At 70.9% G+C, this 26983-nt stretch carries 21 protein-coding genes; 11 read left to right on the top strand and 10 right to left on the bottom strand.

From position 1 onward, the window contains the following. The first annotated feature begins 4 nt into the window (after window positions 1-4). Both cofD and ACZ7LS_RS29675 read left to right on the top strand, forming a co-directional pair. Window positions 5-961, top strand: coding sequence for a 2-phospho-L-lactate transferase (gene cofD, locus ACZ7LS_RS29680; RefSeq protein ID WP_382530483.1), 957 nt, complete (start codon window positions 5-7; stop codon window positions 959-961). Further along, the gene (locus ACZ7LS_RS29675) at window positions 958-2250 is read left to right on the top strand and encodes a coenzyme F420-0:L-glutamate ligase (protein WP_382673031.1); all 1293 of its coding nucleotides are present in this window, start codon (window positions 958-960) and stop codon (window positions 2248-2250) included. Before cofD ends, ACZ7LS_RS29675 begins: the two co-directional genes overlap by 4 nt. A 42-nt stretch (window positions 2251-2292) precedes the next feature. Here ACZ7LS_RS29675 and ACZ7LS_RS29670 read toward each other — a convergent pair whose 3' ends face one another. From ACZ7LS_RS29670 to ACZ7LS_RS29660, 3 genes are all read right to left on the bottom strand, one after another. Continuing rightward, window positions 2293-3288 carry a DNA-3-methyladenine glycosylase family protein gene (locus ACZ7LS_RS29670; RefSeq protein WP_382530480.1) on the bottom strand — a complete coding sequence of 332 codons (996 nt, stop codon included), beginning with the start codon at window positions 3286-3288 and terminating at the stop codon, window positions 2293-2295. Between the two features lie 116 nt (window positions 3289-3404). After that, a complete protein-coding gene (gene manB / locus ACZ7LS_RS29665; RefSeq protein WP_385136973.1) occupies window positions 3405-4538 on the bottom strand; it encodes a mannose-1-phosphate guanylyltransferase in 1134 nt (377 codons plus the stop codon). 46 nt (window positions 4539-4584) lie between these two features. Beyond that, window positions 4585-5970, bottom strand: a complete 1386-nt coding sequence (locus ACZ7LS_RS29660; RefSeq protein ID WP_385136975.1) for a peptidoglycan recognition protein family protein — start codon at window positions 5968-5970, stop codon at window positions 4585-4587. A 126-nt stretch (window positions 5971-6096) separates the two neighbouring features. Here ACZ7LS_RS29660 and ACZ7LS_RS29655 point away from each other — a divergent pair, with 126 nt between their 5' ends. The 4 genes from ACZ7LS_RS29655 (at window position 6097) to ACZ7LS_RS29640 (ending at window position 12270) form a co-directional block, all read left to right on the top strand. Next, window positions 6097-6849: a TIGR03089 family protein gene (locus ACZ7LS_RS29655; protein WP_382673042.1), complete on the top strand. Its 753-nt coding sequence runs from the start codon at window positions 6097-6099 to the stop codon at window positions 6847-6849. A 267-nt stretch (window positions 6850-7116) separates the two neighbouring features. Beyond that, window positions 7117-8442, top strand: coding sequence for an LCP family protein (locus ACZ7LS_RS29650; protein ID WP_385136977.1), 1326 nt, complete (start codon window positions 7117-7119; stop codon window positions 8440-8442). 222 nt (window positions 8443-8664) lie between these two features. After that, window positions 8665-10491 carry an LCP family protein gene (locus tag ACZ7LS_RS29645; RefSeq protein WP_385136979.1) on the top strand — a complete coding sequence of 609 codons (1827 nt, stop codon included), beginning with the start codon at window positions 8665-8667 and terminating at the stop codon, window positions 10489-10491. A 45-nt stretch (window positions 10492-10536) separates the two neighbouring features. Beyond that, a complete protein-coding gene (locus ACZ7LS_RS29640) occupies window positions 10537-12270 on the top strand; it encodes an LCP family protein (protein ID WP_385136981.1) in 1734 nt (577 codons plus the stop codon). 102 nt (window positions 12271-12372) lie between these two features. On the opposite strand, the gene ACZ7LS_RS29635 is transcribed toward ACZ7LS_RS29640, so the two are convergent. Then, on the bottom strand, window positions 12373-13407 hold the full coding sequence (locus ACZ7LS_RS29635; protein WP_382530864.1) for a glycosyltransferase family 2 protein: 1035 nt from the start codon (window positions 13405-13407) through the stop codon (window positions 12373-12375). A 177-nt stretch (window positions 13408-13584) separates the two neighbouring features. Here ACZ7LS_RS29635 and ACZ7LS_RS29630 point away from each other — a divergent pair, with 177 nt between their 5' ends. Continuing rightward, on the top strand, window positions 13585-15180 hold the full coding sequence (locus tag ACZ7LS_RS29630; RefSeq protein WP_469448412.1) for an LCP family protein: 1596 nt from the start codon (window positions 13585-13587) through the stop codon (window positions 15178-15180). A 34-nt stretch (window positions 15181-15214) separates the two neighbouring features. Here ACZ7LS_RS29630 and ACZ7LS_RS29625 read toward each other — a convergent pair whose 3' ends face one another. After that, a complete protein-coding gene (locus ACZ7LS_RS29625) occupies window positions 15215-15769 on the bottom strand; it encodes an acyl-CoA thioesterase (RefSeq protein ID WP_382530865.1) in 555 nt (184 codons plus the stop codon). A gap of 280 nt (window positions 15770-16049) precedes the next feature. Between ACZ7LS_RS29625 and ACZ7LS_RS29620 the strand changes: the two genes are divergently transcribed. The 3 genes from ACZ7LS_RS29620 (at window position 16050) to ACZ7LS_RS29610 (ending at window position 20191) form a co-directional block, all read left to right on the top strand. Beyond that, the gene (locus ACZ7LS_RS29620; protein WP_385135891.1) at window positions 16050-17306 is read left to right on the top strand and encodes an LCP family protein; all 1257 of its coding nucleotides are present in this window, start codon (window positions 16050-16052) and stop codon (window positions 17304-17306) included. Between the two features lie 283 nt (window positions 17307-17589). After that, on the top strand, window positions 17590-19185 hold the full coding sequence (locus ACZ7LS_RS29615) for a hypothetical protein (protein ID WP_385135888.1): 1596 nt from the start codon (window positions 17590-17592) through the stop codon (window positions 19183-19185). Between the two features lie 307 nt (window positions 19186-19492). After that, window positions 19493-20191 (top strand): class I SAM-dependent methyltransferase, encoded by a 699-nt coding sequence (locus ACZ7LS_RS29610; protein ID WP_385135885.1) that lies wholly within the window; start codon window positions 19493-19495, stop codon window positions 20189-20191. 42 nt (window positions 20192-20233) lie between these two features. Here ACZ7LS_RS29610 and ACZ7LS_RS29605 read toward each other — a convergent pair whose 3' ends face one another. Together ACZ7LS_RS29605 and ACZ7LS_RS29600 are read right to left on the bottom strand one after the other, a co-directional pair. Further along, complete coding sequence (locus ACZ7LS_RS29605; RefSeq protein WP_385135882.1) at window positions 20234-20878, bottom strand: hypothetical protein; 645 nt, start codon at window positions 20876-20878, stop codon at window positions 20234-20236. Window positions 20879-21146: 268 nt separating this feature from the next. Further along, window positions 21147-22319: an acyl-CoA dehydrogenase gene (locus ACZ7LS_RS29600; protein ID WP_382530882.1), complete on the bottom strand. Its 1173-nt coding sequence runs from the start codon at window positions 22317-22319 to the stop codon at window positions 21147-21149. A gap of 182 nt (window positions 22320-22501) precedes the next feature. On the opposite strand from ACZ7LS_RS29600, the gene ACZ7LS_RS29595 reads away from it, so the two are divergent. Then, complete coding sequence (locus ACZ7LS_RS29595; RefSeq protein WP_382530883.1) at window positions 22502-23848, top strand: UDP-glucose dehydrogenase family protein; 1347 nt, start codon at window positions 22502-22504, stop codon at window positions 23846-23848. A 155-nt stretch (window positions 23849-24003) separates the two neighbouring features. Here ACZ7LS_RS29595 and ACZ7LS_RS29590 read toward each other — a convergent pair whose 3' ends face one another. Genes ACZ7LS_RS29590 through ACZ7LS_RS29580 form a run of 3 tightly spaced genes read right to left on the bottom strand, consistent with a single transcriptional unit; the run spans window position 24004 to window position 26920 of the window. After that, window positions 24004-25197 (bottom strand): dipeptidase, encoded by a 1194-nt coding sequence (locus ACZ7LS_RS29590; protein WP_385135879.1) that lies wholly within the window; start codon window positions 25195-25197, stop codon window positions 24004-24006. A gap of 11 nt (window positions 25198-25208) precedes the next feature. Further along, a complete protein-coding gene (gene purE / locus ACZ7LS_RS29585) occupies window positions 25209-25784 on the bottom strand; it encodes a 5-(carboxyamino)imidazole ribonucleotide mutase (protein ID WP_385135876.1) in 576 nt (191 codons plus the stop codon). Next, window positions 25781-26920, bottom strand: coding sequence for a 5-(carboxyamino)imidazole ribonucleotide synthase (locus ACZ7LS_RS29580; protein ID WP_382521679.1), 1140 nt, complete (start codon window positions 26918-26920; stop codon window positions 25781-25783). Before ACZ7LS_RS29580 ends, purE begins: the two co-directional genes overlap by 4 nt. Between the last annotated feature and the right edge of the window lie 63 nt (window positions 26921-26983).

The raw sequence follows: 26983 nt of genomic DNA, 5'->3' as shown, positions 1-26983 counted from the left end.
TCTTATGCGCATTGTGGTTCTGGCCGGCGGTATCGGCGGCGCCCGTTTTCTCCGTGGCCTCAAGCAGGCCGCGCCGGACGCGGACGTCACGGTGATCGGCAATACCGGTGACGACATCCATCTGTTCGGGCTGAAGGTCTGCCCCGACCTCGACACGGTGATGTACACCCTCGGCGGTGGCATCAATGAAGAACAGGGCTGGGGGCGTACGGACGAGACGTTCCAGGTCAAGACGGAGCTGGCGGCCTACGGCGTGGGACCCGAGTGGTTCGGACTCGGCGACCGCGACTTCGCCACCCATATCGTCCGTACGCAGATGCTCGGCGCCGGCTATCCGCTGAGCGCCGTCACCGAGGCGCTCTGTGCCCGCTGGAAGCCCGGCGTACGGCTGCTGCCCATGTCGGACGACCGCGTCGAGACGCATGTCGCCGTCGATGTGGACGGTGAGCGCAAGGCCGTGCACTTCCAGGAGTACTGGGTGAAGATGCGGGCGTCCGTGGACGCGCAGGCGGTCGTCCCGGTCGGCGCCGACCAGGCCAAGCCGGCGCCGGGGGTGCTGGAGGCGATCGCCGCGGCCGATGTCATCCTCTTCCCGCCGTCCAACCCCGTGGTCAGTATCGGGACGATCCTGGCCGTGCCCGGTATCCGGGAGGCCATCGCCGAGGCGGGCGTCCCGGTCGTCGGCCTCTCCCCCATCGTCGGGGACGCTCCGGTGCGCGGGATGGCCGACAAGGTGCTCGCCGCGATCGGCGTCGAGTCGACGGCCGAGGCCGTCGCCCTGCACTACGGCTCCGGGCTGCTGGACGGCTGGCTGGTCGACACCGTGGACGCGGCGGCGGTGGCCGGGATCGAGGCGGCGGGGATCCGCAGCCGCGCCGTCCCGCTGATGATGACCGACCTGGACGCGACCGCCGCGATGGCCCGTGAGGCGCTGGCGCTGGCCGAGGAGGTTCAGGCATGACGTCGTACCGCGTCCGCGCCCTGCCGGGACTGCCCGAGGTCCGTCCGGGCGACGACCTCGCCAAACTGATCGTGGCCGCCGGTCCCGGGCTCGTCGACGGCGATGTCCTGCTGGTCACCTCGAAGATCGTCTCCAAGGCCGAGGGCCGGATCCTGGCGGCCACGGACCGCGAGGCGGCGATCGACGCGGAGACCGTACGGGTCGTCGCGCGCCGCGGGCCCCTCCGTATCGTCGAGAACAAGCAGGGTCTGGTCATGGCGGCGGCCGGGGTCGACGCCTCCAACACCGCTGCCGGAACAGTGCTGTTGCTGCCGGAGGACTCCGACGCCTCGGCCCGGACGATACGGGAGGGGCTGCGCGACGCGCTCGGTGTGGACGTCGGGGTGATCGTCACCGACACCTTCGGGCGGCCCTGGCGCAACGGCCTCACCGATGTGGCGATCGGCGCCGCGGGCGTACGCGTCCTGGAGGACCTGCGCGGCGGGACCGACACCCAGGGCAACCCGCTGAACGCGACCGTCACCGCCCTCGCCGACGAACTGGCCGCCGCCGGTGACCTGGTGAAGGGCAAGGCCGAGGGGCTGCCGGTCGCCGTGGTGAGCGGCCTGGGCCAGCTCGTCGGCGACACGGACACGGACGCGCGGGCGCTGGTGCGGGTCGCGGCGGACGACATGTTCCGGCTCGGCACGTCCGAGGCGATACGGGAAGCGGTCACCCAGCGCCGTACGGTCCGGGAATTCACGGACGAGCCGGTCGACCCGGGCGCGGTCCGGCGCGCGGTCGCGGCCGCCGTCACCGCCCCGGCGCCGCATCACACGACACCGTGGCGGTTCGTCCTCCTGGAGTCGCCCGAGTCGCGCCTCCGCCTCCTCGACGCCATGCGCGACGCCTGGATCGCGGACCTGCGCCGCGACGGCAGGCCGGAGGAGTCCATCGCCAGGCGCGTACGCCGCGGCGATCTCCTGCGCGCGGCGCCGTACCTGGTGGTGCCATGCCTGGTGATGGACGGCTCGCACACCTACGGCGACCCCCGCCGCGACGGCGCGGAGCGCGAGATGTTCGTGGTCGCCATGGGCGCGGGCGTGCAGAACTTCCTGGTGGCGCTGGCGGGTGAGCGTCTCGGCTCCGCGTGGGTCTCCTCGACGATGTTCTGCCGGGATGTCGTACGGGACGTGCTGGACCTGCCCGAGGGCTGGGACCCGATGGGCGCGGTGGCGGTGGGCCACGCGGCGGCCCCGCCGAAGGACCGCCCGGCGCGCTCGCCGGAGTCCTTCCTCACGGTGCGGTAGGCACGCCGGATCTCTCCCTCACAGTCCGGCTCAGAGCCGGGCTCACAGCCGGGCGATGTTCCGGACCTCCATCCGGGGCGCCCGGCGGGCCGGGGTCCGGCCGCTGAGCAGGATCAGCCGGGTGGCGCGGTGCCGCTGGCCGGCGTACGGGGCGAGGAGTTCGAGCATCGCCGCGTCGTCGGCGTCCCGGTCGCCCGCGAGCGCGTGGCCGATGATGCCGGGAAGATGCAGATCGCCGACGGTGACGGCGTCGGGGGCGCCGTTGGAGCGCTGCACGACCTCGGCCGCGGTCCACGGGCCGATCCCCGGGATCAGCTCCAGCCGGGCGGCCGCACGCTCCGGCTCCATCGCCGCGGCCTCCTCCATCCGGCGCGCGACCCGGACGGCGCGCAGGATCGTCGAGGAGCGCTTGGCGTCGACGCCGGCCTTGTGCCACTCCCAGGAGGGGATCAGGGCCCAGGTCCGGGCGTCGGGCATGACGTACAGCCGCTCGCCCGGCGCGGATCCTGGCCCGGGTCCGGGCGCGGGCTCACCGTGTGTGCGTACCAGGATCCGCCAGGCGCGGTATGCCTCGACGGTGGTGACCTTCTGCTCCAGCACGGACGGGATCAGCGACTCCAGCACCAGTCCTGTGCGGCAGAGCCGCAGGCCCGGCCGGCGCCGCTGGGCCTCGACGACCAGGCGGTGGCGGGGGACGAACGCGTCCGGGTCGTCGCCCGCGCCGAGCAGCTCCGGGAGCTGCTCCAGCATCCACGCGGCGCCGGCGCCCCACGCCTCGGCCTCCACGACCCCACCGCGCCGCACGACCCGCAGCGTGCCGGGCCCGGCGGGCGTCCGGGAGGTCCGCCACACGGAACCGTCCGGGTACGCGCGAAACGTCGGATCGGCGGGCCCGCGCCGAAGCGGCCCGAGGACGAGCCCGAGGTCGTAGGGCTCGGGGGGCGTCCACCGGCGGCGTATGCCCACGGCGTCGGCGGCGCCCGCGGCGCCCGCGGGGCGCGGACGGGGCACCGGTCGTTGTGCGAAGCGGCCTGCCACGGTTGAGGTCCTCGGGGGTCGGGGTCACCCCCGAGGCTAAGCGGTGGACCGTCCGGCGGGGGTGCGGGGGTCTCCGCGGGCGGGGCCGGACGCGGTGCGCCGTCCGGTGCGCTCTCCTACGCGTCGGAGGAGAACCGCACCGCACCCGCCGGCAGTACCGCGTCGCACCACACCCGTACCCCCTGCCGCAGCTCGTTGTCCGCCCCGACCACCGCCCCGTCCCCCACCACCACGTCCGAGAGCACCGCCCGCGCGCCCACCCGGGCCCCCGCGCCTATCAGCGAGTCCGTGATCACCGCGCCCGGTTCCACGACGGCGCCGTCCAGGATCGTGCTGCCCGCGACGCGCGCGCCGTCGCCGATCAGGGCGGCCCGGCCGATCACCGTGCCGCCCGTGATCTTCGCGTCGGGGGCGACCGTGGCCGTGGGCAGGATCAGGCGTTCGCCGCACTGGCCCGGGACCGCCGGGGACGGGGCGCGGCCGAGGACGAGGTCCGCCGAGCCGCGTACGAAGGCCTGGGGGGTGCCCAGGTCCAGCCAGTACGTGGAGTCGACCATGCCCTGGAGGTGCGCGCCCGCGGCCAGCAGACCGGGGAAGGTCTCGCGTTCCACCGAGACCGGCCGGCCCGCCGGGATGGAGTCGATCACCGAGCGCCGGAACACATAGGCGCCGGCGTTGATCTGGTCGGTGACGATCTCCTCGGGCGTCTGCGGCTTCTCCAGGAAGGCCGTCACCCGCCCGTTCTCGTCGGTCGGCACCAGGCCGTAGGCGCGCGGGTCCTCGACCCGCGTCAGATGCAGCGAGACGTCCGCGCCGGATGACGCGTGGGTGCGGACGAGCGCCCGGATGTCGAGGCCCGTCAGGATGTCGCCGTTGAAGATCAGCACCGGCTCGTCGGGCCCGGAGTCCAGTCGGGAGGCCACATTCCGGATGGCGCCTCCCGTACCGAGCGGATCCCGCTCGGTCACGTACTCCAGGCTCAGGCCGAGGGACGAACCGTCGCCGAAGTACGGCTCGAAGACCTCGGCGAGGTAGGACGTCGCGAGGACGATGTGCTCGACGCCCGCCGCGCGCGCCCGCGCCAGCTGGTGCGTGAGGAACGGGACGCCGGCCGCCGGCACCATCGGCTTGGGGGTGCGGGCGGTGAGCGGCCGCAGCCGGGTGCCCTTGCCGCCGACCAGGAGGATCGCTTCTGTCACCGTGTCGTCTCCGCTTCCTGCTGGGGTCGGCGCTTCCGTCGGTACATGCATACACGTACGCGTACACGGAACCGACCAGTGTTCGCGGCCGCTCACGTCAGCGGCGCTGGTATCCGCCCGCCGCCTTCCGTACGGCGCTGAGCTTCCCGTAGAGCCGGTTTCCCGGACAGTCGGTGGAGAATCCGTCCCGGTGCCCGGAGATGGCGTTGAGCCTGACCTTTCTGCCCTTGCCGTACTTTCCGCTGCCCGCGGAGGTCAGCGTGACCTTCCCCCGCGCGTTGACGCCGTGCAGTGCGAGCTTCCACGCGGTGAGCTTGGCGACGGCGGTCGTCGCGGCGGCACGCGGATTCGTTCCGTCGTACGTTCCGAGGACGGCGATGCCCACGCTGTTGGTGTTGAAACCGAGTGTGTGGGCGCCCAGTACGGGCCTGGTCACTCCCCCGGCGCGGCCTTCGTAGATGTTTCCGCACTTGTCGATGGCGAAGTTGTAGCCGATGTCGCGCCAGCCGCTGCTCTTGACGTGGTAGCGGTAGATACTGCGCAGGACGGAGGGCGCCTGTCGGCAGCTGTAGTTGTTGCCCGTGCCGCTGTGGTGGACGAAGGCCGCCTTGAGGGTCTTGGAGTAGCCGAGCCGCTTCTCGCGGAGTCTCTCGTCCGCGCCCCAGCCCTGGCGCGTGATGATGCGCGGGCGCGGTGCGGCGTACGACCGCGCGGAGTCGGGCAGGGCGGCCGGTTCCATGGCCCTGGGCAGGGCCGGGAGCAGGTCCTCTGGGCCCTCGGGGCCCTCGGGGCCCTCGGGGCCCTCGGGGAGTGCCCAATCGCCGCCGCCCTCGGGGGAGATGGCGGTGTCGGGTACGGGCTCGCCGTCGTACGCCGGTTCGGCGCCTTCGTCCGGGGCGCCCCGCTGATCGTTTCCCGGGTCGATCAGTTCGAGCCGGAGCCCCCGCGGCAGCGGCGGGTACGCCGGGCCGTTCCCGGCCTCCTCGGCGGCCTGTACGCGCAGTTCCACGCCGTCCGAGCCACCGACCCAGAGCGGGGCGGTGGAGCCGCGTGTGTGTCCCGAGTCGCGTTCCGCCGTACCGGGGTCGGCGCCGTGTTCCCGGTTGTGCGTCTCCAGGTCCTGCCAGTCGGACCAGACGTGTGAACCGGCCGTGCGGGTGCGGACCTGGACCGTGCCGCGGAGTTCGGCGTCGGCGTCGTCCCATACGACGCCGAGCAGCGAGAAGGGACTGACGTCGCGCCGGGTCACGCCCTGTTCCGTGGCGGCGCCCGAGGACCGGTCCGAGCCGAGTGCGCTCAGCGGGAGCGACTGAGTGGAGCCCGGTACGTCTGCCGAGCCCGTGTTCTCCGTGTTCTCCGTGTTCTCCGTGTTCTGTGTGGCCTGTGGGACTTGTGGGGCGGCGCTCGCGCCCGACGGGGACAGCGGGAGGACCAGGGCGGCGGTGCACGCGACGCCGATCGAGGTTACAAGTGAGGCACGCATGTACCGATCCTGGGCGCGACCCGACCACCGCGCCCGCCGGAAAACTGACGGCCCGTCGGTCCAACCGGTGTACCCCGTCACCGGTACGGCGGTGGCGGTCCGGCCGCCCGGCGTACCCTTTCCCGGGTGAACTCCAGCGACCGTACCCCCGCCGACCTGCTGCGATCCGCTCTCGCCACGGACCCGGCCCGCCCCTTGGTCACGTTCTACGACGATGCCACCGGTGAGCGGGTCGAATTGTCCGTGGCCACCTTCGCCAATTGGGTGTCCAAGACCGCGAATCTGCTGCAGGGCGAGCTCGCCGCGGCGCCCGGCGACCGGCTCGCGCTGCTGCTTCCGGCGCACTGGCAGAGCGCGGTGTGGCTGCTCGCCTGTTCATCGGTCGGTGTGACGGTCGAGATCGGTGGTGACCCGGCCGGCGCGGATCTGGTGGTCAGCGGACCGGACACACTCGACGCGGCGCGCGCGTGCGGCGGCGAGCGGGTGGCGCTGGCGCTGCGTCCGCTGGGCGGCCGTTTCCCGCGCCCGCCCGAGGGCTTCATGGACTACGCGGTCGAGGTGCCGGGCCAGGGCGACCGGTTCGCGCCGTTCGCACCGGTGGACCCGGATGAATCCGCGCTGGTCGTGGGCGGTACGGAGCTGTCGGCGGCCCAACTCGTGGCGCGCGCGGGCGCGGACGCCGCGGAGCGCGGTCTCACGCCCGGCTCACGGCTGCTGTCGGGGCTGGCGTACGACAGTTGGGACGGGCTCTCGGCAGGGTTGTACGCCCCGCTCGCGGCGGGCGGGTCCGTTGTGCTCTGCCGCAACCTCGGGAAGCTGTCGGCGGAGGCGTTCGAACAGCGCGTCGAGAGCGAACGCGTGACCGACCGGGCGATGTGACGCACCGGCGGGCGGGCAAGACCGCTACCGGCCAAACTCGCCCGCCCGCCCCGCTCGTCCGAAGTGGCCGTTCCCCATCTGAGAATCCGCTGAGAAATCGACCCCACAAAGCACACTATCCGCTACATAACGGACCCCACTCTCAAGGCAGTCGCCCAACCTCTGTACGTGATCGGCGATACGCGCGACCCGCAGCACAACCAAGCGCGGCGCTCGCCCGTCTACCCCTGCAACCGGCGGCCCAGTGCGCCGCCGACGCCTTGAAGGATGGACGCAGACGTGACCGACAGAGCTGGCACGGCGACCGAACCGGACAACAAGTCCGGCAGTGAGCCGCCGACCGGAGCGCCTGGGCCCGACGACATCGATGCCGAGCCCGCCGCCACGCCCGCCAACCCCCGCCGCCACTGGCTGCGTTGGGCCGCGCTGGGCACCTCCGTCGTCATCCTGGCCACCGCCGGAGCCGGCTGGTGGTTCTATCAGAAGCTCGACGGGAACATCACCACCGACACCTCCGCCGCCACCGAGTTGCACACGTACGAGAAGGAACGCCCCACCCCGGTCGCCCTCGACGCGCAGAACATCCTGCTCATCGGCTCCGACAGCCGCTCCGGCGAGGGAAACAGCAAGTACGGGCGGGACGACGGCGGTTCACAGCGCTCCGACACCACGATCCTGCTGCACCTCGCGGCGGACCGGAAGAGCGCGACGGCCATGTCGATACCCCGCGACCTGATGGTGGAGATACCCGACTGCGCCAGGCCGGACGGCACCCGCGGCCAGGCCCGGTTCGCGCAGTTCAACTGGGCTTTCGAGACCGGCGGCGCCGCCTGCACGATCCGTACCGTCGAGAAGCTCACCGACATCCGCGTCGACCACCACATGGTGATCGACTTCAGCGGCTTCACGGACGTCGTGGACGCGGTGGACGGTGTCGAGGTCTGCCTCGACCAGCCGGTCAAGGACGTCCAGGCACGGCTCGAACTGCCCGCGGGCCGGCAGACCCTCGACGGCGAGCAGGCCCTCGGCTTCGTCCGCGCCCGCCATGGCATCGGTGACGGCAGCGACACCCAGCGCATGGACCGCCAGCAGCGATTCCTGGGGGCGCTCTTCAAGAAGGTGCAGAGCAATGGGGTGCTGCTCAATCCGGCCCGGCTCTATCCGGTGCTGGACGCGGCGACGAAGTCCCTCACCACCGACTCGGGGCTGGACTCTCTCGGCGACCTTTACGAACTGGCACGCTCGATGCGGAGCGTACCGATGGAAAAGGTGCAATTCCTGACCGTGCCGCGCCAGCCGTACAGTCAGGACCCGAATCGCGACGAACTCATCCCGTCCGCCGCGACCAGCCTCTTCGAGCGGCTGCGCGAGGACCAGCCCGTGTCGGTCTCGGCGGACGGGCAGGACGGGCAGGACGGGCAGGACGGGCAGGACGCGGGGAAGAGCGACGGAGAGGGTGACGGAAAGAGTGACGACACCGTGAAGAATTCGCGGAACGACAGCGGCGGCGGCAGCGAGACCGGGGCGACGGGGAGCCCTTCCCCGGCCCCCACTTTCCAGGGGACAAATGCCGCGGCGGGCATGTGCGGGTAAAGCCCGGCCCAAAGGCAGCTCTTCAGTCCATGAAGATTGGGCGGATTGCCCGCTTGTAAGGGATGAGGAATTTGTCACCAGCGTCGCTGGACGTCGAACGGGGCGGATAGTGTGACGCGATCCGGTGCATCCGGCCGTCAGGTCGCGCACTACAGGATCGAAAGACCGAGCGTCTTCGGGGGAAGACGCCTCGCGTGGCACCGACGGAGGATTCAAGCAACCGTGGATGCGCAAAGCCGTGGACAGGCGGACGAAATCGACCCCGCCGACCAGTGGGTCCTCAACCCGCAGACCGGTAATTACGAACTGCGACTGGACCACTCCACAGAGCAGCCGCCCTCCCCCCGGCCGCGCGGCGCCAGAAGAGCGAACGCTCCGCGAAAGGCGCCCGTGAGCCCCCCGTCCGACGAGGAAGCGCGGACGCGGGGCGACGCGCGCGCGGACTCACGGACGGAATCCCGTGCGGAATCCCGTGCGGAATCCCGTTCCGGAGGCCGTGGCCGGGGCGGGACGCGCGCCGACGTTCCGGGCCAGCGCAGCCGCCGCGCGGGGAAGGCCGAGCCGGCGGCCGCCGTCGGCCGCCGCAAGCGCAAGCCCCAGAAGTCGCGCAAGAAGAAGGCGCTGGTGTGGACCGGCGGTGTGATGGCGTTCCTCCTCGTGGGCCTCTCCGTCACCGGGTACTTCGTCTACCAGCACTTCAACGGCAACATCGACACGATCGACGTGCAGGGCGCGGGCAGTGGTGGCTTCAAGAAGGACGAGCCCATCAACATCCTGCTGATCGGCACGGACAAGCGGACCGGCGCGGGCAACGAGGGATACGGCGACGCGGGGAGTGTCGGGCACGCCGACACGACCCTCCTGTTCCATGTCTCCAAGGACCGTACGAACGCGACGGTGCTCTCCATCCCGCGCGACCTGATCACCGACATCCCCGACTGCGAGACCAAGACCGCCGACGGTACGAAGGTCATCCCGGGCAACTCGCAGGTGCGCTTCAACACCAGCCTCGGCCAGAGCGAGCGGGACCCCGGCTGCACGATGCGTACGGTCAAGGAGCTCACCGGGCTCACGGTCGACCACTTCATGATGGCCGACTTCGACGCGGTCAAGACGATGTCGACCGCGGTGGGCGGTGTGGAAGTGTGCGTGGCCAAGGACGTCGACGACCCGAAGTCGCACCTCAAGCTGAGCAAGGGCACCCACACCATCCAGGGCGAGCAGGCGCTCGCCTTCGTCCGTACCCGGCACGCCTTCGGCAACGAGAGCGACCTGAGCCGGATCGAGACCCAGCAGCAGTTCCTCAGCTCGATGATCCGGAAGATGAAGTCGGGCGACACGCTCACCAGCCCCAGCAAGCTGTTCAAGCTCGCGGAGGCGGCGACCAACGCGCTCACGGTCGACAGCGGGATCGGCAGCATCCAGAAGCTCAGCGATCTGGCCACGGAGCTGGCGAAGGTCAATCCGAAGAACATCACCTTCACGACGCTGCCGGTGCTCGACAACCCGGCGGAGGTCGTCAAGGCCACGGTCGTGGTCAACGACGCCCAGGCCGAGCCGCTGTTCTCGATGATGCAGAACGATGTCTCCCTGACCGAGGTGCAGCAGAAGGAGAAGGCGGACGAGAAGGCCGCCAAGGCCAAGCAGGAAGCACTCCTCAAGGGAACCAAGGCGGACGCGTCCGACGTCCGTGTCGATGTGTTCAACGGTGGCGGTCCGCAGGGCTCCGCGCAGGAGACCCTGAGCTGGCTGCAGAACACCGAGGGCGTGCTGAAGTCCACCAACAAGGGCAACGCCCCGGCGGATGTCGCCAAGACGACCCTGGAGTACGCGCCCAACCAGGCCGACCAGGCGCGGGCACTCGCGGAGATGATGGGCCTGCCCGCCACGGCGATGAAGCCGGGCACCGAGGACGCCGAAGGGCTTGAGGCGATGACGCTGACCCTCGGAAAGGACTTCAAGGGCGCGGGAGTGCCCATCACCGGACCGGCGAAGGCGCCGGAGGGTGTGCAGAAAGTGGAAGCGGACAAGCAGGTCTGCGCCAAGTAACGCCGGAGCGCCGGCCCATACGGACGGCCTGAAGAGGGAGTCTGGATGGGTCAGAGCAGCGTACGACGGGAGGGGACGCGCCAAGGCGTCCCGCATGCCGGAGAGTTGGGCTGGGACGACAGCCTGTACGACAGTGAGGGGCCACGGCAGGACGGCGCGGCCGAGGGCGGCGCGCCCGCGGCCGGCGGAAACGGCGACGACAGCGGGGGCGACGGCAAGGGCCGGCGCAAAAACGGGCGTGGCAAGGGCGGGCGCGGCGGCACGGCGCGCGGACGCGCGAAACGCGGGCCCTGGCGAATACTTCGCTGGGTCGCCGCCGGGCTGTCACTGCTGCTGCTCGCGACGGCCGGCGCCGGCTATCTCTACTACCGCCATCTCAACAGCAACATCCGCAGCGGCGAGCGCAGCAACGGCGCCAGCGGCCTGGACAAGCCCGCGGCCAACTCGGCGGGCCAGACCCCGCTGAACATCCTGCTGATCGGCTCGGACAGCCGGGCCGACCCCGAGAACGTCAAACTGGGCGGCAGCAAGGACACCGCGGGCAACCCGCCGCTCGGCGATGTGCAGATGCTCGTCCATGTCGCCGCCGACCGGAAGAACGCGTCGGTCGTGAGCATCCCGCGCGACACCCGTGTCGACATCCCGGAGTGCAAGGACGCCAAGACGGGAGAAACGTTTCCCGCGACCAACGCCATCATCAACGAGACGCTGGCCCGTGGCGGCCCCGGCTGCACCCTCTCCACCTGGGAGAAGCTGACCGGCGTCTATATCGACCACTGGATGACGATCGACTTCGCGGGCGTCGTGAAGATGGCCGACGCGATAGGCGGTGTCGATGTCTGCGTCAAGGAGAACGTCTGGGACCGGCCGCTGCCCGGCGTCCCGGGAGGCTCGGGACTGAAGCTCACGAAGGGCACGCACCAGATCCAGGGCAAGCAGGCGCTCCAGTGGCTGCGTACCCGGCACGCCTTCGAGAGCGACCTCGGCCGTGCCAAGGCCCAGCACATGTACATGAACTCGATGATCCGCGGGCTCAAGTCGCAGAGTGTCTTCACCGACACCCCCCGGCTGACCGGTCTCGCGGAGGCGGCCACGAAGTCGCTGGAGGTCTCCGAGGAGATCAAGACGGTCACGAAGCTGTTCGATCTGGCCATGCAGCTCAAGAGCGTGCCGACGAACCGCCTCACCATGACGACGATGCCGACCGTGCAGGATCCGCAGGACGCGAACCATCTGATCGCGGCGGAGGCGGACTCCCGCAAGATGTGGACGATGCTCCGCGACGACGTGGCCTTCGACAGCAACGGCGACACGGCGGAGAACGCCAAGAAGAAGCCGGCCGAGTCGGCCACGAAGGACCCGTCGGCGAAGCCCGGTGACACCGGCGTGATCGTACGCAACGGCACCGGCGGCGCGCAGAGCCCGGTGCCGCGCCGCGCGGCCGAGATCGCGAGCACGCTCAACGGCAAGGGCTTCACGCTGGCCAGGGCCGACTCTCAGCTGAGCCCGCAGGAGACGAGCACGGTCAGCTATCCGAGCGCGGACCTGGAGGGGGACGCGCAGGCGGTGGCCAAGGCTCTCGGCATTCCGCTGACGTCGGTCAAGAAGTCGACGGACGTCTCAGGGGTCACGGTGGTCGTGGGCGCCGACTGGCGCAGCGGCTCGTCCTTCCCGAAGGAGGACGAACCGAAGGCGGGCGGCGTACCGGACACGGCGGACGCGCTCAACGGCTCGACGAAGGACGCCTGCATGGACGTCTACGCGCCGTACCGCTTCTAGGCCCGGTACGGACCTGGGCCCTGGTTCGCACACAGACGCGAGCGCCGTCCGGTGGTCCGCCGGACGGCGCTCGCGTCTGTGTCGGGGCGTGGGACCCGGGAGTTACGCCTCGACGGGCCGCGCCGCCGGGCGGCGGCTCGCGATGACCTTCCTGGCGAGCGACCGCGGGCTGGTCAGGAAGCCGTAGCCCCACGACATGTGCATGGTGGCCAGTGCCACCGGAATCTGGAGCCGGGCCTTCAGCGACAGCCCCTTGCCCGCCGGGACGGAGCCCGCGACGATCGCGGCGAGATAGCCGGCCGGTACGACCAGCCCCCAGGGCGTCAGCACGGCGCCCACCACGATGCCCGCGGCGATGGCGCAGACGGCCGTCGGCGGGGCGAGGTAGCGCAGATTGATCGAGCCCGAGTGGTAGCGGGCGACGACATGGCGCCAGCGGCCGTAGTCCTTGTACTGCTTGGCGAGCGCCCGGACCGAGGGCCGCGGCCGGTACTGGACGCGCAGCTCGGGCGAGAACCAGATGGCGCCGCCCGACTCGCGGATACGGAAGTTCAGCTCCCAGTCCTGGGCGCGGATGAACTCCTCGTTGTAGCCGCCCTGCCGCTCCAGCGCCTCGCGCCGGAAGACACCCAGATACACGGTTTCGGCGGGCCCGGCCTCGCCACCGGTGTGGAAGGCCGCGTTGCCGACGCCGATCTTCGAGGTCATGGCGGCGGCGACCGCGTTCTCCCAGTCGTTCTCGCCCTCGGCGTGCATGATGCCGCCGACGTTCTGCGCGCCCGTCTCCTCCAGGAGCCGGACGGCGGTCGCGATGTAGTTCGGCGAGAGCATCCCGTGCCCGTCGACGCGGACCACGACGGGGTGCCTGGACGCCTTGATCGCGGCGTTCAGCGCGGCCGGGGTGCGGCCGGTCGGGTTGGGTACGGTCGTGACGCGGGCGCGCTCGTGGGACGCGGTCTCCCGTACCAGCTCCGCGGCGATCTCGTCCGTACGGTCCGTGGACGGGCCGAGCGCGATCACCACCTCCATCTCGCCGTCGTACTCCTGCTCCAGGATGTGCCGGACGGAGTTCCTCAGATGGCGTTCCTCATTGAGCACCGGCATGATCACGGAGACCGCGGGCGGCAGGGCAGGCATGTGGTCCTTCAGGGGTCCTTCGGCGGCGGTATGGCCGCCCACGTTACCGCGAACGGGGGACAGTGACGCGCGCCGCCCGGTTGCGGACCGGTGTCACTGATCGTATGGGCCTACCGTACACACGCTCCCCTCACCACCCTGTTCGCGCACGATCCCTGTCACGCGGAGGTGTTCCCCGTGCCCACGCCGCCCCGCACCACCCACCGCCCGGCCCCGTCCCGGCGGCCGGGGGAGCCGCAACGGCCGCGCTGGGGAATGCGGGTGGCGACGTCCCTCTCCGTACTGGTGCTGGGGGCGGGCGGGATCGGCCACGCGGTGGTCACCAGCCTCGACACCGGCATCGGCCGGGTCGATCCGTTCAAGGACATGAAGAACCGCCCCTCCGCGGGCCACGGTCTCAACCTCCTGCTCGTCGGCACGGACGGCCGCGACAAGATCACGGAGGAGGAGCGGCAGAAGTACCGGCTCGGCGGCCATCCCTGCCGCTGCACCGACACGATCATGCTGGTGCACCTCTCCGCGGACGGTGAGCGCGCGAGCGTCGTGAGCGTGCCGCGCGACAGTTACGCGGAGCTTCCCGAGCACACCGACGCGGTCACCGGCAAGCGTCACGAGCCGCACGCGGTGAAGCTCAACGCGGCGTACGCGGAGGGCGGCCCGCATCTGACGGTCAGCACCGTCGAACGCATGACGGGGGTGAAGATCAGCCACTATCTGGAGGTCGACTTCACCAGCTTCATGAAGACGGTGGACGCCCTGGGCGGCGTCGAGATCTGTACCCCCCGGGCGCTGAAGGACTCGTACACCGGACTCGATCTGACCCCGGGCACGCACAGCATGAACGGCGGCCAGGCGCTGCAGTACGTACGGTCCCGGCACATCGACGGCGCGGCCGACCTCGGGCGGATGGAGCGCCAGCAGCGCTTCCTGGCCGCGCTGATCGACCGGGCCACGAGCAGCGGAGTGCTGTTGAACCCGGTGCGGTTCAAGGAGGTCTCCTCGACGATGCTCGCGTCGGTACGGGCCGACGCGGGCTTCGGTACGGAGCAGCTGCTCGCCCTCAACGAGGCGATGCGCGGCTTCTCCCCCTCCTCGTCGGAGTTCACGTCGGTGCCGCTGGCCGGTGACAGCGTCGCGGTCAAGGGGGTGGGTTCCACGGTGAAGTGGGATCCGGTGAAGTCGAAGGAGCTGTTCCGGGCACTGCGCGAGGACCGACCGCTGACGACGCGGCACGGCCCGGCGGCCTCGCGGCCCGCCCATGAGCCGGAACCGGGACGGACACCGGGCCCGGGGCAGGAGCCGGGCCCGGGAAAGGAATCGGCGAAGCAGGAGGAGCCCGTGAAGCACGGGGAGCCGGCCGAGCCCACCGGGTCCGCCGGGTCCGCCGGGTCCGCCGGGTCCGCCGAGACGGTCGATGTGAAGCCGCAGGAGATCCGGGTCCAGGTCTACAACGGGACGCGCACGGACGGACTCGGCAAGCGGCTCGACGACGCGCTGCACGCCACCGGCTTCAACACGACCCGTGCCCCGCTCAACTCCGACGGGCCGGACCAGCGGCGCACGGTCGTGATGTACGACCCGCGCTGGGACCGCTCCGCGAAGTCCCTGGCGGCGGCGCTGCCGGGCAGTGAACTGCGCCCGGTGAAGCAGCAGGGCGCGACACTCAAGGTGGTGGCGGGGACCGACTTCACGGCGGTGACGCCGGTACGCCCGCGGGAGGCCCCCAAGGGCCGGTTCGGGGCGAAGACCGGCGACCAGGTGGTGTGTCCGTAGCCACGGCACACCGGGGAGCCGGGCGCGCCGCCGGTCAGCGGTGGTCGTCGATGCCCTCCGCCGCGCGCTTCGCCCGCAGTTCCTTGATCGCCCGCCGCCGGGCGAGCCGGTGCGTACGCCGGATCTGCGCTTCCTGGTAGCGCCGCTTGTCCCGCTCCGACTCGGGGATCACCGGGGGGACGGGCCGGGGGCTGCCGTTCGCGTCCACGGCGGCGAAGACGAGATAGGCGCTGCCGACCTGGGTCGCGGGGGTGGACTCGTTCCAGCGCTCGGCCATGACCCGGACGCCGACCTCCATCGACGACCGGCCGGTCCAGTTGACCTGGGCGCGGACATGGACGAGGTCCCCGACCCGTACCGGCACGAGGAAGACCATCTCGTCCATCGAGGCGGTGACCGCGGGTCCGCCGGAGTGGCGTCCGGCGACGGCGCCCGCCGCGTCGTCGACCAGCTTCATGATCACTCCGCCGTGCACCGTACCGAGGAGGTTGGTGTCGCTGACGGTCATGATGTGGCTGAGCGTGGTGCGCGAGGCGGAGGTGGGCTTACCCGGGATGTCGCTCTCCGGGGAGGGGGCCTGAGCTGTCATGTTCCCCACCCTATGCGGGGCTCCCTCAGGGCCCCGGGGGACTCCCGCCGTACCGCGGGCGGCTCCCTCGGGCGCCCTGGACGTCTTCCCTCAGACCCACGGACGTCTTCCCTCGGGCGCCCCGGACGTCTTCCCTCGGGCCCCGGCGTCGCCGTGGGTGACCACGCGAGCGGCGCCAGTCCACCGATGTGGTCCGCATTGCATCAGCTTGGCAACAGCCCCGACCCGATTTCCCACCTCCCCTGTCTGGCGCGCGGCCCGGCCCGGCACACTGGTCCGCATGAATGATTGGCCCGATGGATGGACCGGCGACCGCGGCGAGCGGGGCAACCGTTACGGGCGCGGCAGCGCGGGCGCGCAGCCCGAGGGCGCGCGCGCGATGCCGCATGTGCAGCCCCGCGGTGTCCCTCAGCAGTCCCAGGGGTACGACCGGGGCTATGAGCCCGGGTACGACAGCGGGTACAACACGGGCCAGGTCTACGGCTCGCCCCCCGGCGGCGGCGGTCGCGACGGCTACGGCGGTCCGCCGCCCGGCGTCCCCAGGGGACCGCGGCAGGCGCCCGACTGGCGCCGCCGTATCAAGGTCGGCGCGCTGACGCTGGTCGTGGTGATCCTCGCCGTCTCCATCGGCACGTACTTCTGGGCGGACGGGAAGCTCAAGCGCGAGGTCGATCTCTCCAAGGTCATCGAGCGGCCGGAGTCGGGCGACGGCACGAACTATCTGATCGTCGGCTCGGACAGCCGCGAGGGCATGTCCGCCGAGGAGAAGAAGAAGCTCCACACGGGCTCGGCCGAGGGCAAGCGCACCGACTCGATGATGATCCTGCACGACGGGTCGAACGGTCCGACGCTGATCTCGCTGCCGCGCGACTCGAACGTGACGATCCCGTCGTTCGTCGGCTCGGAGTCCGGCAAGACGTTCCCCAGCACGGGCCGGCAGACCAAGCTCAACGCGGCGTACGCCGAGGACGGCCCCGAACTGCTCGTCCGCACCGTCGAGTTCAACACCGGTCTGCACATCGACCACTACGTCGAGATCGGCTTCGCGGGCTTCGCCAATATCGTGGACGCGATCGGCGGGGTGGAGCTGGACATTCCGAAGGCGTTCAAGGACAAGAAGTCCGGCGCCGACTTCCAGGCGGGCACACAGACCCTGGACGGCGAGCAGGCCCTCGCCTTCGTACGGACGCGGTACGCCTTCGCCAACAGCGACCTGGACCGTACGAAGAACCAGCAGAAGTTCCTCGCGGCCCTGGCCGCGCAGACGGCGACGCCCGGCACGATCCTCAACCCGTTCGCGTTCTACCCGACCATGAGCGCGGGGCTGGACACGCTGATCGTGGACAAGGACATGTCGCTGTGGTCCCTGGGCCAGATGTTCTTCGCGATGAAGGGCGTCACGGGCGGCGACGGCACGTCCATGAACATGCCGATCTCGGGCAGCGTGGGCGGCAACCTGGTCTGGGACAAGGCCAAGGTCAAGGAGCTGGTGAACCAGCTGAACAACGACGAGAAGGTCACGGTCTCCGGCAACTGACGCCCGGGAGCTGACCGTCGCGGCGGCGGGGATCCGTACGTACGGATCCCCGCACTCCCGCCGGAGAGCCGCGCCGGGGCGCAGGGCGGAGCGTGCCGGCCTCTGGCGGACCGGGCCGGGCGGACCGGGCGGACTGGGCGGACTGGGCAGACCGGGCGGACCAGGTCTGATCACCGTAAACCCGCCTCCAGCACCTCACCGGCGGACATCGCGTACAACCTTCCTCCCGACCGAGAGGTCGAACGTGCCGTAGATCAACGCGTGCATGTCCGATGGAGGACCCTTGAAAAGGATCATGGCCGTGGTGACCACGGCCGTCGCGCTCTCCGCGTCCGCACTGATCGCCGCGCCCACGGCGCAGGCGGCCGAGGTCAGCCTCCGATCGTTCACGTGGAGCGCCGAGAAGGACGGCGAGATCCATGTGCTCTACGAGCACTGGGACCGGAACTCGCTTCCGTCCGATGTCACCCTCCGGGTCCGCGCGAAGGGCGGTGACGCCGTACTCGCCACGCTGGGTCTCGAAGACACCGGGCGCTGCACCACCGCGTCCGACTGTGAGGAGCAGCAGTTCCGGACCGGCCCGGTCGAACTGCCCGCGCTGGGCGTGTACACCGTCGATCTCGTGGTCAGGGCCGGCACGGCGGACGAGGTCGTCGACCGTGACAACGGTGAGCTCAACTACGGCCTCGATCCGGAGCTGATCGCCACCGCCGACCGCCAGCGGGTGTCGTACGACCACCGTGTCGTCACGGTGGACGGCACTCTCGTCGCGCGGGACCCGAACACGCACGAGAAGAAGCCGTTCGAAGGGGCCGGCGTCTACGCCCGCTACAAGTCCCAGGACTTCGTGACGACGACCGCCGACAAGGCGGGCCGCTTCTCCCTGCCCTTCGACTTCAACGGTTACGAGACCGACGCGCGGCTCGACGTCTGGTTCCAGGAGAACCTGGTGTCGTTCCCGGTGACGGTCCGCAAGCAGCCGCTGAACGTGACGGTGGACACCCCCGCCCGCTCGGTGACCGCCCCGTACGGGAGCGACGTCCCCGCGCGCGGCACGGTGACGCGTACGGCCGACGACGGCACGCGGAAGCCGGCGGGCGGCGTCGGCGTCCTGGTCGACGGCCGGCACCTCACGAGCACCAAGGCCGACGGCACCTTCTCGGGCGCCTTCCCCGCCACGAGGAACGGCGCCACGCGCCTTGAGCTGGGCCAGGAGCCGTGGTTCGAGAAGGCCGCGTCCCCGTACGACTTCCAGGTCAAGACGGCCGCCACGAGCACGTTCTCGGCGGTCGAGGCCGGTGTCGACAAGTACCGGAAGGTCACCTTCAGCGGCAGACTGGGCGTCACCTCGGGCTCGTACCCGGCCGGGACAACGGGGCGGGTCTCCATCGATCACTCGCAGGACGGCCAGAACTGGACGAGCGCGGGCCAGTTCACGGCCACGTACGGGGTCCCGTTCACCCAGGCCGCTCCTCTGAAGGGCTCGGCCGGCAGCTACTGGCGCCTGCGCCACCTGGGCGCCACGGGCGTGGAGAGCCGCGTGCACAAGCTCGGCCGTCAGTACACCGAGATCCGGAGCGACGACGTCACGCCCGAGGGCGTACCGAAGGGCACGAAGCTCACGGCCAAGGGCACGCTCATGCGGAAGTCCGGCTCCGCCTGGAAGGCGTACGCCGGCCAGAAGGTCCGCGTCTACTTCAAGGCCGCCACGCGCGGCGCGGTCTGGACGGAGCTGGGCAGCGCCAAGACCCTCACCAACGGCACGTTCAGCAAGCAGTTCACGGCGCTGCGGGACGGCACCTGGCAGATGCGCTACACCGACACGGTGAAGACGCACTACGCGTCGAGCGGCCGCGAGGACTACGTGGACGTGCGCTAGGAACGGGCCGTACGGGCTGTACGGGCCGTACGGGCCGTAGGCGGCGTGCTGGGAGGCCGATCGCGTCGAGCGGCAGCGTGGCGACCGTGGTGTCCGAGTGCTGCCACGCCTGCTGGTAGGGCCCGACGATCAGGTCGCGGGACTCGTCCTCGGTGGCCCCCATGCCGGGCGGTCTCCCACCGGGCACTGACCGCCGGTCCGGCGAGAGCGGCGGCCTCGTTCAGGTGATCGTGCCGCTCGGACCGGGGAACCATGGGGGAACCGGGGTAGAGCAGGAGCGTCGGCCGGCCGGTGAGAGGTGGGGACTGTGGAGCGTACGCAGGACAGAGACTCCGAGGACATCGTCGGTTCCGAGGATGTCGGTTCCGAGGGCACCGTCGGGCTGGCGCCGCAGGCGGCGGAGACGGCGGCGTACTTCGACTCCCTGGGCCTTGGGTATCAGCGAGCCTTCGAGGGCAGGAAGACCTCCCAGATCCAGGCGGCCGAGCGTCTGATGAGCCGGCTGGACCCCGGCGCCCGGGTGCTGGACGTGGGGTGCGGTACGGGGCTGCCGACCGCGGGACAGCTGAGCGAGGGCGGTATGGACGTCACGGGGATCGACGTCTCCGAGGGCCTGCTCGCCCACGCCCGCCGCCAGGTCCCGGGAGCACGTTTCGTCAAGGCCGATCTCTTCGACCGGGGACTGGACCTCGGATCGTTCGACGCTGTCGTGAGCTTCTACGCCCTCGTCGACCTGACGGCGGACGCGTTCATCGCCGCGCTGGAGAGACTGCGGGATCTCGCGGTCACCGGCGGCTCGCTGCTGGTCGCCGTCTCGGAGCGGCGTACGGACGACGAGGTGCGGTTCATGGACACGAGCTACCGTCCTGCCCTGTGCCGACGTGAGGACCTCGCCGACTGGGCCCGCCAAGCGGGGCTGTGGGTGGACGAGTTGGACATCTGTCCCGAGCAGGGATCCGAGGGGCAGCCCGAGACCGGCCTCTATCTCTGGGCCCGGCGCGCGTGAGCGGAAGCCCCCCGGTCCCCGGCGCGGGGTGCGCGGAGCGGATTACAGGCCGGCGCGCTTGGAGTCGAACGTGACCAGCCGGGCCGCGTGGGTTCCGGGCCGGTCGGGGTGCGCGAAGTCGAGGACCCTGTCCATCAGGTAGGGGTCGCCCTTGGCGGGGTACTGGCTGAGACCGGTGGCGCTCAGCCGCAACGGCTCGACGCCGGTGAGCACGACCGGCTCCCGCCCGGGGAGTTCGACGGTCGCGCTGACGAGGATGACATCGTTCTCGTCGTACGCGGGCGGGAAGTGCGAGGCGGGCCGCAGGACGCTCTTCGGGTCGATGTCGACGTCGCTCTGCTCCAGGGTGACACTGCCCCCGCCGGGGAGTTCGGCGCCGACCCGGAACCCGACGGTGCGCAACCGCACGCTGTTGACGGGGTCGTTGGGGTTGACCTCGACACGCTGTTTGATGCCGCCTCTGAAGTCGACGGTGTACGAGGTGCCCCCGTATTCGAAGAGACTCTTGATCGCGAGCATCGAGGAGGGGACCTCGGCGCCGATCGGCGGCAGCGGGTAGGAGCGGGCCGCGGCCGGAGCGGAACCGGGCGGGGCGGTCACGGGACCGACGGCGGCGGCGGGCAGTGCGCTGAGGGCCACGGCGGCGACACCGGCCGCGAGCGCCCGGACCAGTCGGGGGGACAGCAAGGGTTCCTCCTGCGTGTTCTCGAACGATGACAGGAGAATTGCACCGGCGTCGCCACCACCCACCGGGAGATTGCCACGATGGTGGGCCTGCCACGCCCCGACGCTGACGAACTGACGCCCGAGGGGGGCCGGTACTCGCCGGGACGTGACCGCTGACGCGCTGGCGTCCCTCGCGTGCCCGTGATCGGCCCGGGGCGCGGTCAAGCCGCCCGGGAGCCGATCATGGGGCACGCGTCACTTCGCGCGCACGCTGGGCTGTGAGGCCCCGTTACGGCAGGTTCCTCGCCATCACGATGCGCTGGACCTGGTTCGTTCCCTCGTAGATCTGGGTGATCTTGGCGTCGCGCATCATCCGCTCGACCGGGTAGTCGCGCGTGTAGCCGTAGCCGCCGAGGAGCTGGACCGCGTCCGTGGTGATCTCCATGGCCGCGTCGGAGGCGAAGCACTTGGCCGCCGCGCCGAAGAAGGTGAGGTCCTCCTTGGCGCTGCCCGCCGAGACGCGCTCCGACCTGGCCGCGGCGGAGTAGGTGAGCTGGCGGGCCGCTTCCAGCTTCATCGCCATGTCGGCGAGCATGAACTGCACGCCCTGGAAGTCGGCGATCGGCTTGCCGAACTGCTTGCGCTCCTGGACGTAGCCCTTCGCGTAGTCCAGCGCGCCCTGCGCGATGCCGAGTGCCTGGGCCGCGATCGTGATGCGGGTGTGGTCCAGGGTCTTCATCGCGGTGGCGAAGCCCGTGCCCTCCTCGCCGATCAGCCGGTCCGCGGGGATGCGGACGTTGTCGAGGTAGACCTCGCGGGTCGGGGAGCCCTTGATGCCGAGCTTCTTCTCCGGGGCGCCGAAGGAGACGCCCTCGTCGCCCTTCTCGACCACGAACGCGCTGATGCCCTTGGTGCGCTTGTCCGGGTCGGTGACGGCCATGACCGTGTAGTACTCGGAGACGCCCGCGTTGGTGATCCAGCGCTTCACGCCGTTGAGGACGTAGTGGTCGCCGTCCCGTACCGCCTTCGTCTTCATCCCGCCCGCGTCGGAGCCCGCGTCCGGCTCGGAGAGGCAGTACGAGAACATCGCGTCACCCTTGGCCAGCGGGCCCAGGTACGTCTTCTTCAGGTTCTCGGAGCCGGAGAGGATCACCGGCAGCGAGCCGAGCTTGTTCACGGCCGGGATCAGGGAGGACGAGGCACAGACCCGGGCGATCTCCTCGATGACGATCACCGTGGCGAGGGCATCGGCGCCGGCCCCGCCGTACTCCTCCGGCACATGGACCGCGTGCAGATCGGAGGCGACCAGCGCGTCCAGGGCCTCCTGCGGGAAGCGCGCCTCCTCGTCCACCGCCGCGGCGAACGGAGCGATCTTCGCCTCCGCGAGCGCGCGCACGGTGTCGCGGAGCATGTCGTGCTCTTCGGACGGGCGGTACAGGTCGAAATCAGCCGATCCGGCCACGGTCTTTCACTCCCCAAGATGCTAACTACCGTTAAGTAACACAATTTTAGGGGCCGAGGCCCCGCAGGCATAGGTGAGTTTGCCGACAGCCGCTTCGTACAGGAGAAGTGCCCCTGCGAAGCCCCCGCTACGCGCGGCTATGCTCGGGCCCGCACCTGCCCGCATCCCCCTGGAGCACTCACATGGCCCTCAAGATCACTGTGATCGGCACCGGCTATCTCGGCGCCACGCACGCCGCGGCCATGGCGGAGCTGGGCTTCGAGGTCCTCGGCCTCGATGTGGTGCCCGAGAAGATCGAACTGCTCTCCGCGGGCCGGGTCCCGATGTACGAGCCAGGCCTCGAAGAACTGCTGCGCAAACATGTCGCCGGGATCGAGGGATCGACCGGACGGCTGCGGTTCACCATGGACTGGGCCGAGATCGCGGAATTCGGCGATGTGCACTTCGTCTGCGTGAACACCCCGCAGAAGCACGGCGAGTACGCCTGCGACATGTCGTACGTCGACTCCGCGATCGAGAGCCTCTCCAAGCATCTGGGCCGGCCGGCCCTGGTCGTCGGCAAGTCGACGGTGCCCGTGGGCAGCGCGGAGCGGCTCGCGGCCCGCATCGTCGAGCTGGCGCCCGCGGGCGGCGAGGTGGAGTTGGCCTGGAACCCGGAGTTCCTGCGCGAGGGCTTCGCCGTACAGGACACGCTGCACCCCGACCGGATCGTGGTGGGCGTCCGCAGCGAGCACGCCGAGCGGGTGCTGCGCGAGGTGTACGCGACGCCGGTGGGCGAGGGGTCGCCGTTCGTGGTGACGGACTTCCCGACCGCCGAGCTGGTGAAGACCTCCGCGAACTCCTTCCTGGCCACGAAGATCTCGTTCATCAACGCGATGGCGGAGGTCTGCGAGGCGGCCGGCGGGGATGTGGTGAAGCTGGCGGAGGCGCTCGGGTACGACGAGCGGATCGGGAAGAAGTTCCTGCGCGCCGGGATCGGCTTCGGCGGCGGCTGTCTGCCGAAGGACATCCGGGCGTTCATGGCGCGGGCGGGCGAGCTGGGTGCCGACCAGGCGCTGACGTTCCTGCGTGAGGTCGACTCGATCAACATGCGGCGGCGCGGTCACATGGTGGAGCTGGCGCGCGAGGCCGTGGGCGGCGATTCCTCGTTCCTGGGGAAGCGGGTCGCGGTGCTGGGCGCCACCTTCAAGCCGGACTCGGACGACGTACGGGACTCCCCCGCGCTCAATGTCGCGGGGCAGATCCATCTCCAGGGCGGCCAGGTGACGGTGTACGACCCCAAGGGCATGGACAACGCCAAGCGGCTCTTCCCGACGCTGAGGTACGCGCCGTCCGCGCTGGACGCGGTGCGCGGCGCCGATGTCGTCCTGCATCTGACGGAGTGGAGCGAGTTCCGTGAGCTGGACCCGGCCGCCCTGGGCGAGGCGGCGTCGCGCCGGCTGATCCTGGACGGACGTAACGCGCTGGACCCGGCGCGGTGGCGCGCGGCGGGCTGGACGTACCGCGCGATGGGACGCCCGCGCGCCTGAGCCGGTCCGGGCCTGAGCGGTCCGCGCCTGAGCTGGTCCGCGCCTGAGCTGGTCCGGGCCTGGGCGTGCTCGGCCGGCCGCCGGAGCGACGAGCGCCGGAGCGGCCGGCCGCCGGGGCGCCGTGTACGCGCGCCCCGGCGGGAAGGCAGCGGACGTCAGCCGTCCAGTTCCCCGATCGTCGCCAGCGAAGGACCGCGCTCGTTCCGCAGGCCCCGCGCCACGTCCTCCGCCGCGCGCAGCACCCGTACCGCGTTCTGCCACGTCAGCTTCGCCAGGTCCGCCGTGGACCACTTACGGGCGAGGAGCTCCGCGATCAGGTTGGGGTAGCCCGCGACATCGTCCAGGCCGGCCGGGGTGAAGGCCGTGCCGTCGAAGTCGCCGCCGATGCCGATGTGGTCGATGCCGGCGGTCTCCCGCATATGGTCCAGATGGTCCGCGACCGTCGCCGCCGTGGCGTTCGGGCGGGGGTTGGACGCCTCGAACGCCCGGTGGATCTCCATCGCGGGCGCGGTGGTGTCGAGCGGGTGCAGACCGTGGGCCCGCATGTTCTCGTCCGCCGCCTGTGTCCAGGCCACGGCCGCGGGGAGGATGAACTTCGGTACGAACGTGGCCATCGCCACGCCGCCGTTCGCGGGCAGCTTCTCCAGCACATCGTCCGGGATGTTGCGGGGGTGGTCGCAGATCGCCCGTGCCGACGAGTGCGAGAAGATCACCGGCGCCCCGCTCGCGGCGAGCGCGTCGCGCATCGTCGTGGCGGCCACGTGCGAGAGGTCGACCAGCATGCCGGTCCGGTTCATCTCGCGGACCACCTCGCGGCCGAAGGCCGAGAGCCCGCCCACGTTCGGCACATCGGTCGCCGAGTCCGCCCACGCGAGATTGTCGTTATGGGTGAGCGTCATATAGCGGACACCCAGGGTGTGGAGGGCCCGCAGCGTGGCGAGGGAGTTGTTGATGGAGTGGCCGCCCTCGGCACCCATCAGGGAGGCGATCCTGCCGTGCCGCCGCGCCGTCTCCATGTCGTCGGCCGTCAGGGCGCGGGACAGGTCGCCCGGGTAGCGGGTCAGCAGCCGGCCGACCACGTCGATCTGCTCCAGCGTCGCGCTGACCGCGTCGTCCCCGGCCATGTCGGACCGTACGAACACGGACCAGAACTGCGCGCCGACGCCGCCGCGCCGCAGTCGGGGGATGTCCGTGTGCAGCGTGCCGGACAGGTCGTCCGCGATGTCGAGCCGGTCCAGGTCGTAGCGCACATGCTCGCGCAGCGCCCAGGGCAGGTCGTTGTGTCCGTCGACCACCGGGAAGTCGGCCAGCAGGGCTCGGGCCTCGTCGAGGAAGGGCGTGGAGTCCATGGCCGTGGCCGTCACTTTCCGAATCCGAAGTGGTCCGCGCCTTCGGCTTTCGCGCGCAGCCGCTTGCCCTTCACCGTCGCCTGGTCGTTCAACTCCTGCTGGAACTCCCGCATCCTGGCCTGGAGTTCGGGGTCGTGGGCGGCGAGGATACGGGCGGCCAGCAGCCCCGCGTTCCGGGCACCGCCGACCGAGACCGTGGCGACCGGCACACCGGCCGGCATCTGGACGATGGACAGCAGCGAGTCCATGCCGTCGAGGTACTTCAGCGGTACGGGGACGCCGATCACCGGCAGCGGGGTCACCGACGCGAGCATGCCGGGCAGATGCGCCGCGCCGCCCGCCCCCGCGATGATCGCCTTGAGGCCGCGCCCGGCGGCCTCCTCGCCGTACGCGATCATCTCGCGCGGCATGCGGTGCGCGGAGACGACATCCACCTCGTACGGGATCTCGAACTCGTGGAGGGCCTTCGCGGCGGCCTCCATGACGGGCCAGTCGGAGTCCGAGCCCATGACGACGCCGACCAGGGGGGTGGTGCGCGCGTCAGTGCCCGATGAGGGGCGGTGGCCGGGTGACGGGTGGGCTGTCATTCGGTGATCGTTCCTCGGAGGTAGCCGGCGGCGTGGCGGGCGCGCTCCAGCACGTCGTCCAGGTCGTCGCCGTAGGTGTTGACGTGCCCTACCTTGCGGCCGGGTTTCACGTCCTTGCCATACATATGGATCTTCAGCTGCGGGTCCCGGGCCATGCAGTGCAGATAGGCCGCGTACATATCCGGATAGTCGCCGCCGAGCACATTGCACATGACCGTCCAGGGCGCACGCGGGCGCGGGTCGCCGAGCGGCAGATCCAGTACGGCGCGCACATGGTTGGCGAACTGCGAGGTGATCGCGCCGTCCTGGGTCCAGTGCCCGGAGTTGTGCGGGCGCATCGCCAGCTCGTTGACGAGGATCCCGCCATCGCGGGTTTCGAACAGCTCCACCGCGAGATGGCCCACGACTCCCAGTTCGGCGGCTATCCGCAGGGCGAGCAGCTGGGCCTCGCCCGCCAGCTCGTCCGGCAGTCCCGGCGCCGGGGCGATGACGGTGTCGCAGACGCCGTCGACCTGCCGGGACTCCACCACGGGGTACGCCACGGCCTGGCCGTGCGGCGAGCGGACGATGTTCGCGGCCAGCTCCCGTACGAAGTCGACCTTCTCCTCGGCGAGCACGGGGACCCCGGCCAGGAAGGGCTGCGCGGCCTCCTCCTCGGACCGTACGAACCAGACGCCCTTGCCGTCGTAGCCGCCGCGCACCGTCTTGAGGATGACCGGGAAGCCGCCCACCTCGGCGGCGAAGGCCGCCGCGTCGGCCGGTCCTGTGACGATGCGGTGGCGCGGACAGGGGGCGCCCAGCTCGGTCAGTCTGGCCCGCATCACGCCCTTGTCCTGCGCGTGCACCAGCGCGTCGGGGCCCGGCCTGACGGGGATGCCGTCGGCCTCCAGGGCGCGCAGATGTTCGATCGGCACATGCTCATGATCGAACGTGATCACATCGCAGCCGCGCGCGAAGTCACGCAGCGTGTCCAGGTCGCGGTAGTCGCCGACGACGACCTCGCTCACCACCTGGGCAGCCGAGTCTTGCGGGGTGTCACTGAGGAGCTTGAATCTCAGGCCGAGGGGGATGCCCGCCTCGTGGGTCATACGGGCGAGCTGACCGCCGCCGACCATGCCGACTACCGGGAATGTCACGCCCCCAGGGTATCCGCCGCCCGGCGGACCCCGCCCCGCGCACGGCCGCGCCCGCGACTCGCG

The sequence above is a fragment of the Streptomyces sp. NPDC039430 genome, assembly GCF_055639435.1.
The sequence above is the reverse complement of the archived record's forward strand: the minus strand, read 5'-3'. Positions and strand labels throughout refer to the sequence as shown.

Excerpts from the sequence above, each read along its gene's own strand:
- manB (WP_385136973.1), bottom strand. The coding sequence starts at position 4,538 with ATGCATGTACCGACGGAAGCGCCGACCCCAGCAGGAAGCGGAGACGAC.
- purE (WP_385135876.1), bottom strand. The coding sequence starts at position 25,784 with ATGACAGCCCACCCGTCACCCGGCCACCGCCCCTCATCGGGCACTGAC.
- ACZ7LS_RS29625 (WP_382530865.1), bottom strand. The coding sequence starts at position 15,769 with ATGACAGCTCAGGCCCCCTCCCCGGAGAGCGACATCCCGGGTAAGCCC.
- ACZ7LS_RS29675 (WP_382673031.1), top strand. The coding sequence starts at position 958 with ATGACGTCGTACCGCGTCCGCGCCCTGCCGGGACTGCCCGAGGTCCGT.
- ACZ7LS_RS29650 (WP_385136977.1), top strand. The coding sequence starts at position 7,117 with ATGGACGCAGACGTGACCGACAGAGCTGGCACGGCGACCGAACCGGAC.
- ACZ7LS_RS29595 (WP_382530883.1), top strand. The coding sequence starts at position 22,502 with ATGGCCCTCAAGATCACTGTGATCGGCACCGGCTATCTCGGCGCCACG.
- cofD (WP_382530483.1), top strand. The coding sequence starts at position 5 with ATGCGCATTGTGGTTCTGGCCGGCGGTATCGGCGGCGCCCGTTTTCTC.
- ACZ7LS_RS29620 (WP_385135891.1), top strand. The coding sequence starts at position 16,050 with ATGAATGATTGGCCCGATGGATGGACCGGCGACCGCGGCGAGCGGGGC.
- ACZ7LS_RS29590 (WP_385135879.1), bottom strand. The coding sequence starts at position 25,197 with ATGGACTCCACGCCCTTCCTCGACGAGGCCCGAGCCCTGCTGGCCGAC.
- ACZ7LS_RS29640 (WP_385136981.1), top strand. The coding sequence starts at position 10,537 with ATGGGTCAGAGCAGCGTACGACGGGAGGGGACGCGCCAAGGCGTCCCG.
- ACZ7LS_RS29635 (WP_382530864.1), bottom strand. The coding sequence starts at position 13,407 with ATGCCTGCCCTGCCGCCCGCGGTCTCCGTGATCATGCCGGTGCTCAAT.
- ACZ7LS_RS29660 (WP_385136975.1), bottom strand. The coding sequence starts at position 5,970 with ATGCGTGCCTCACTTGTAACCTCGATCGGCGTCGCGTGCACCGCCGCC.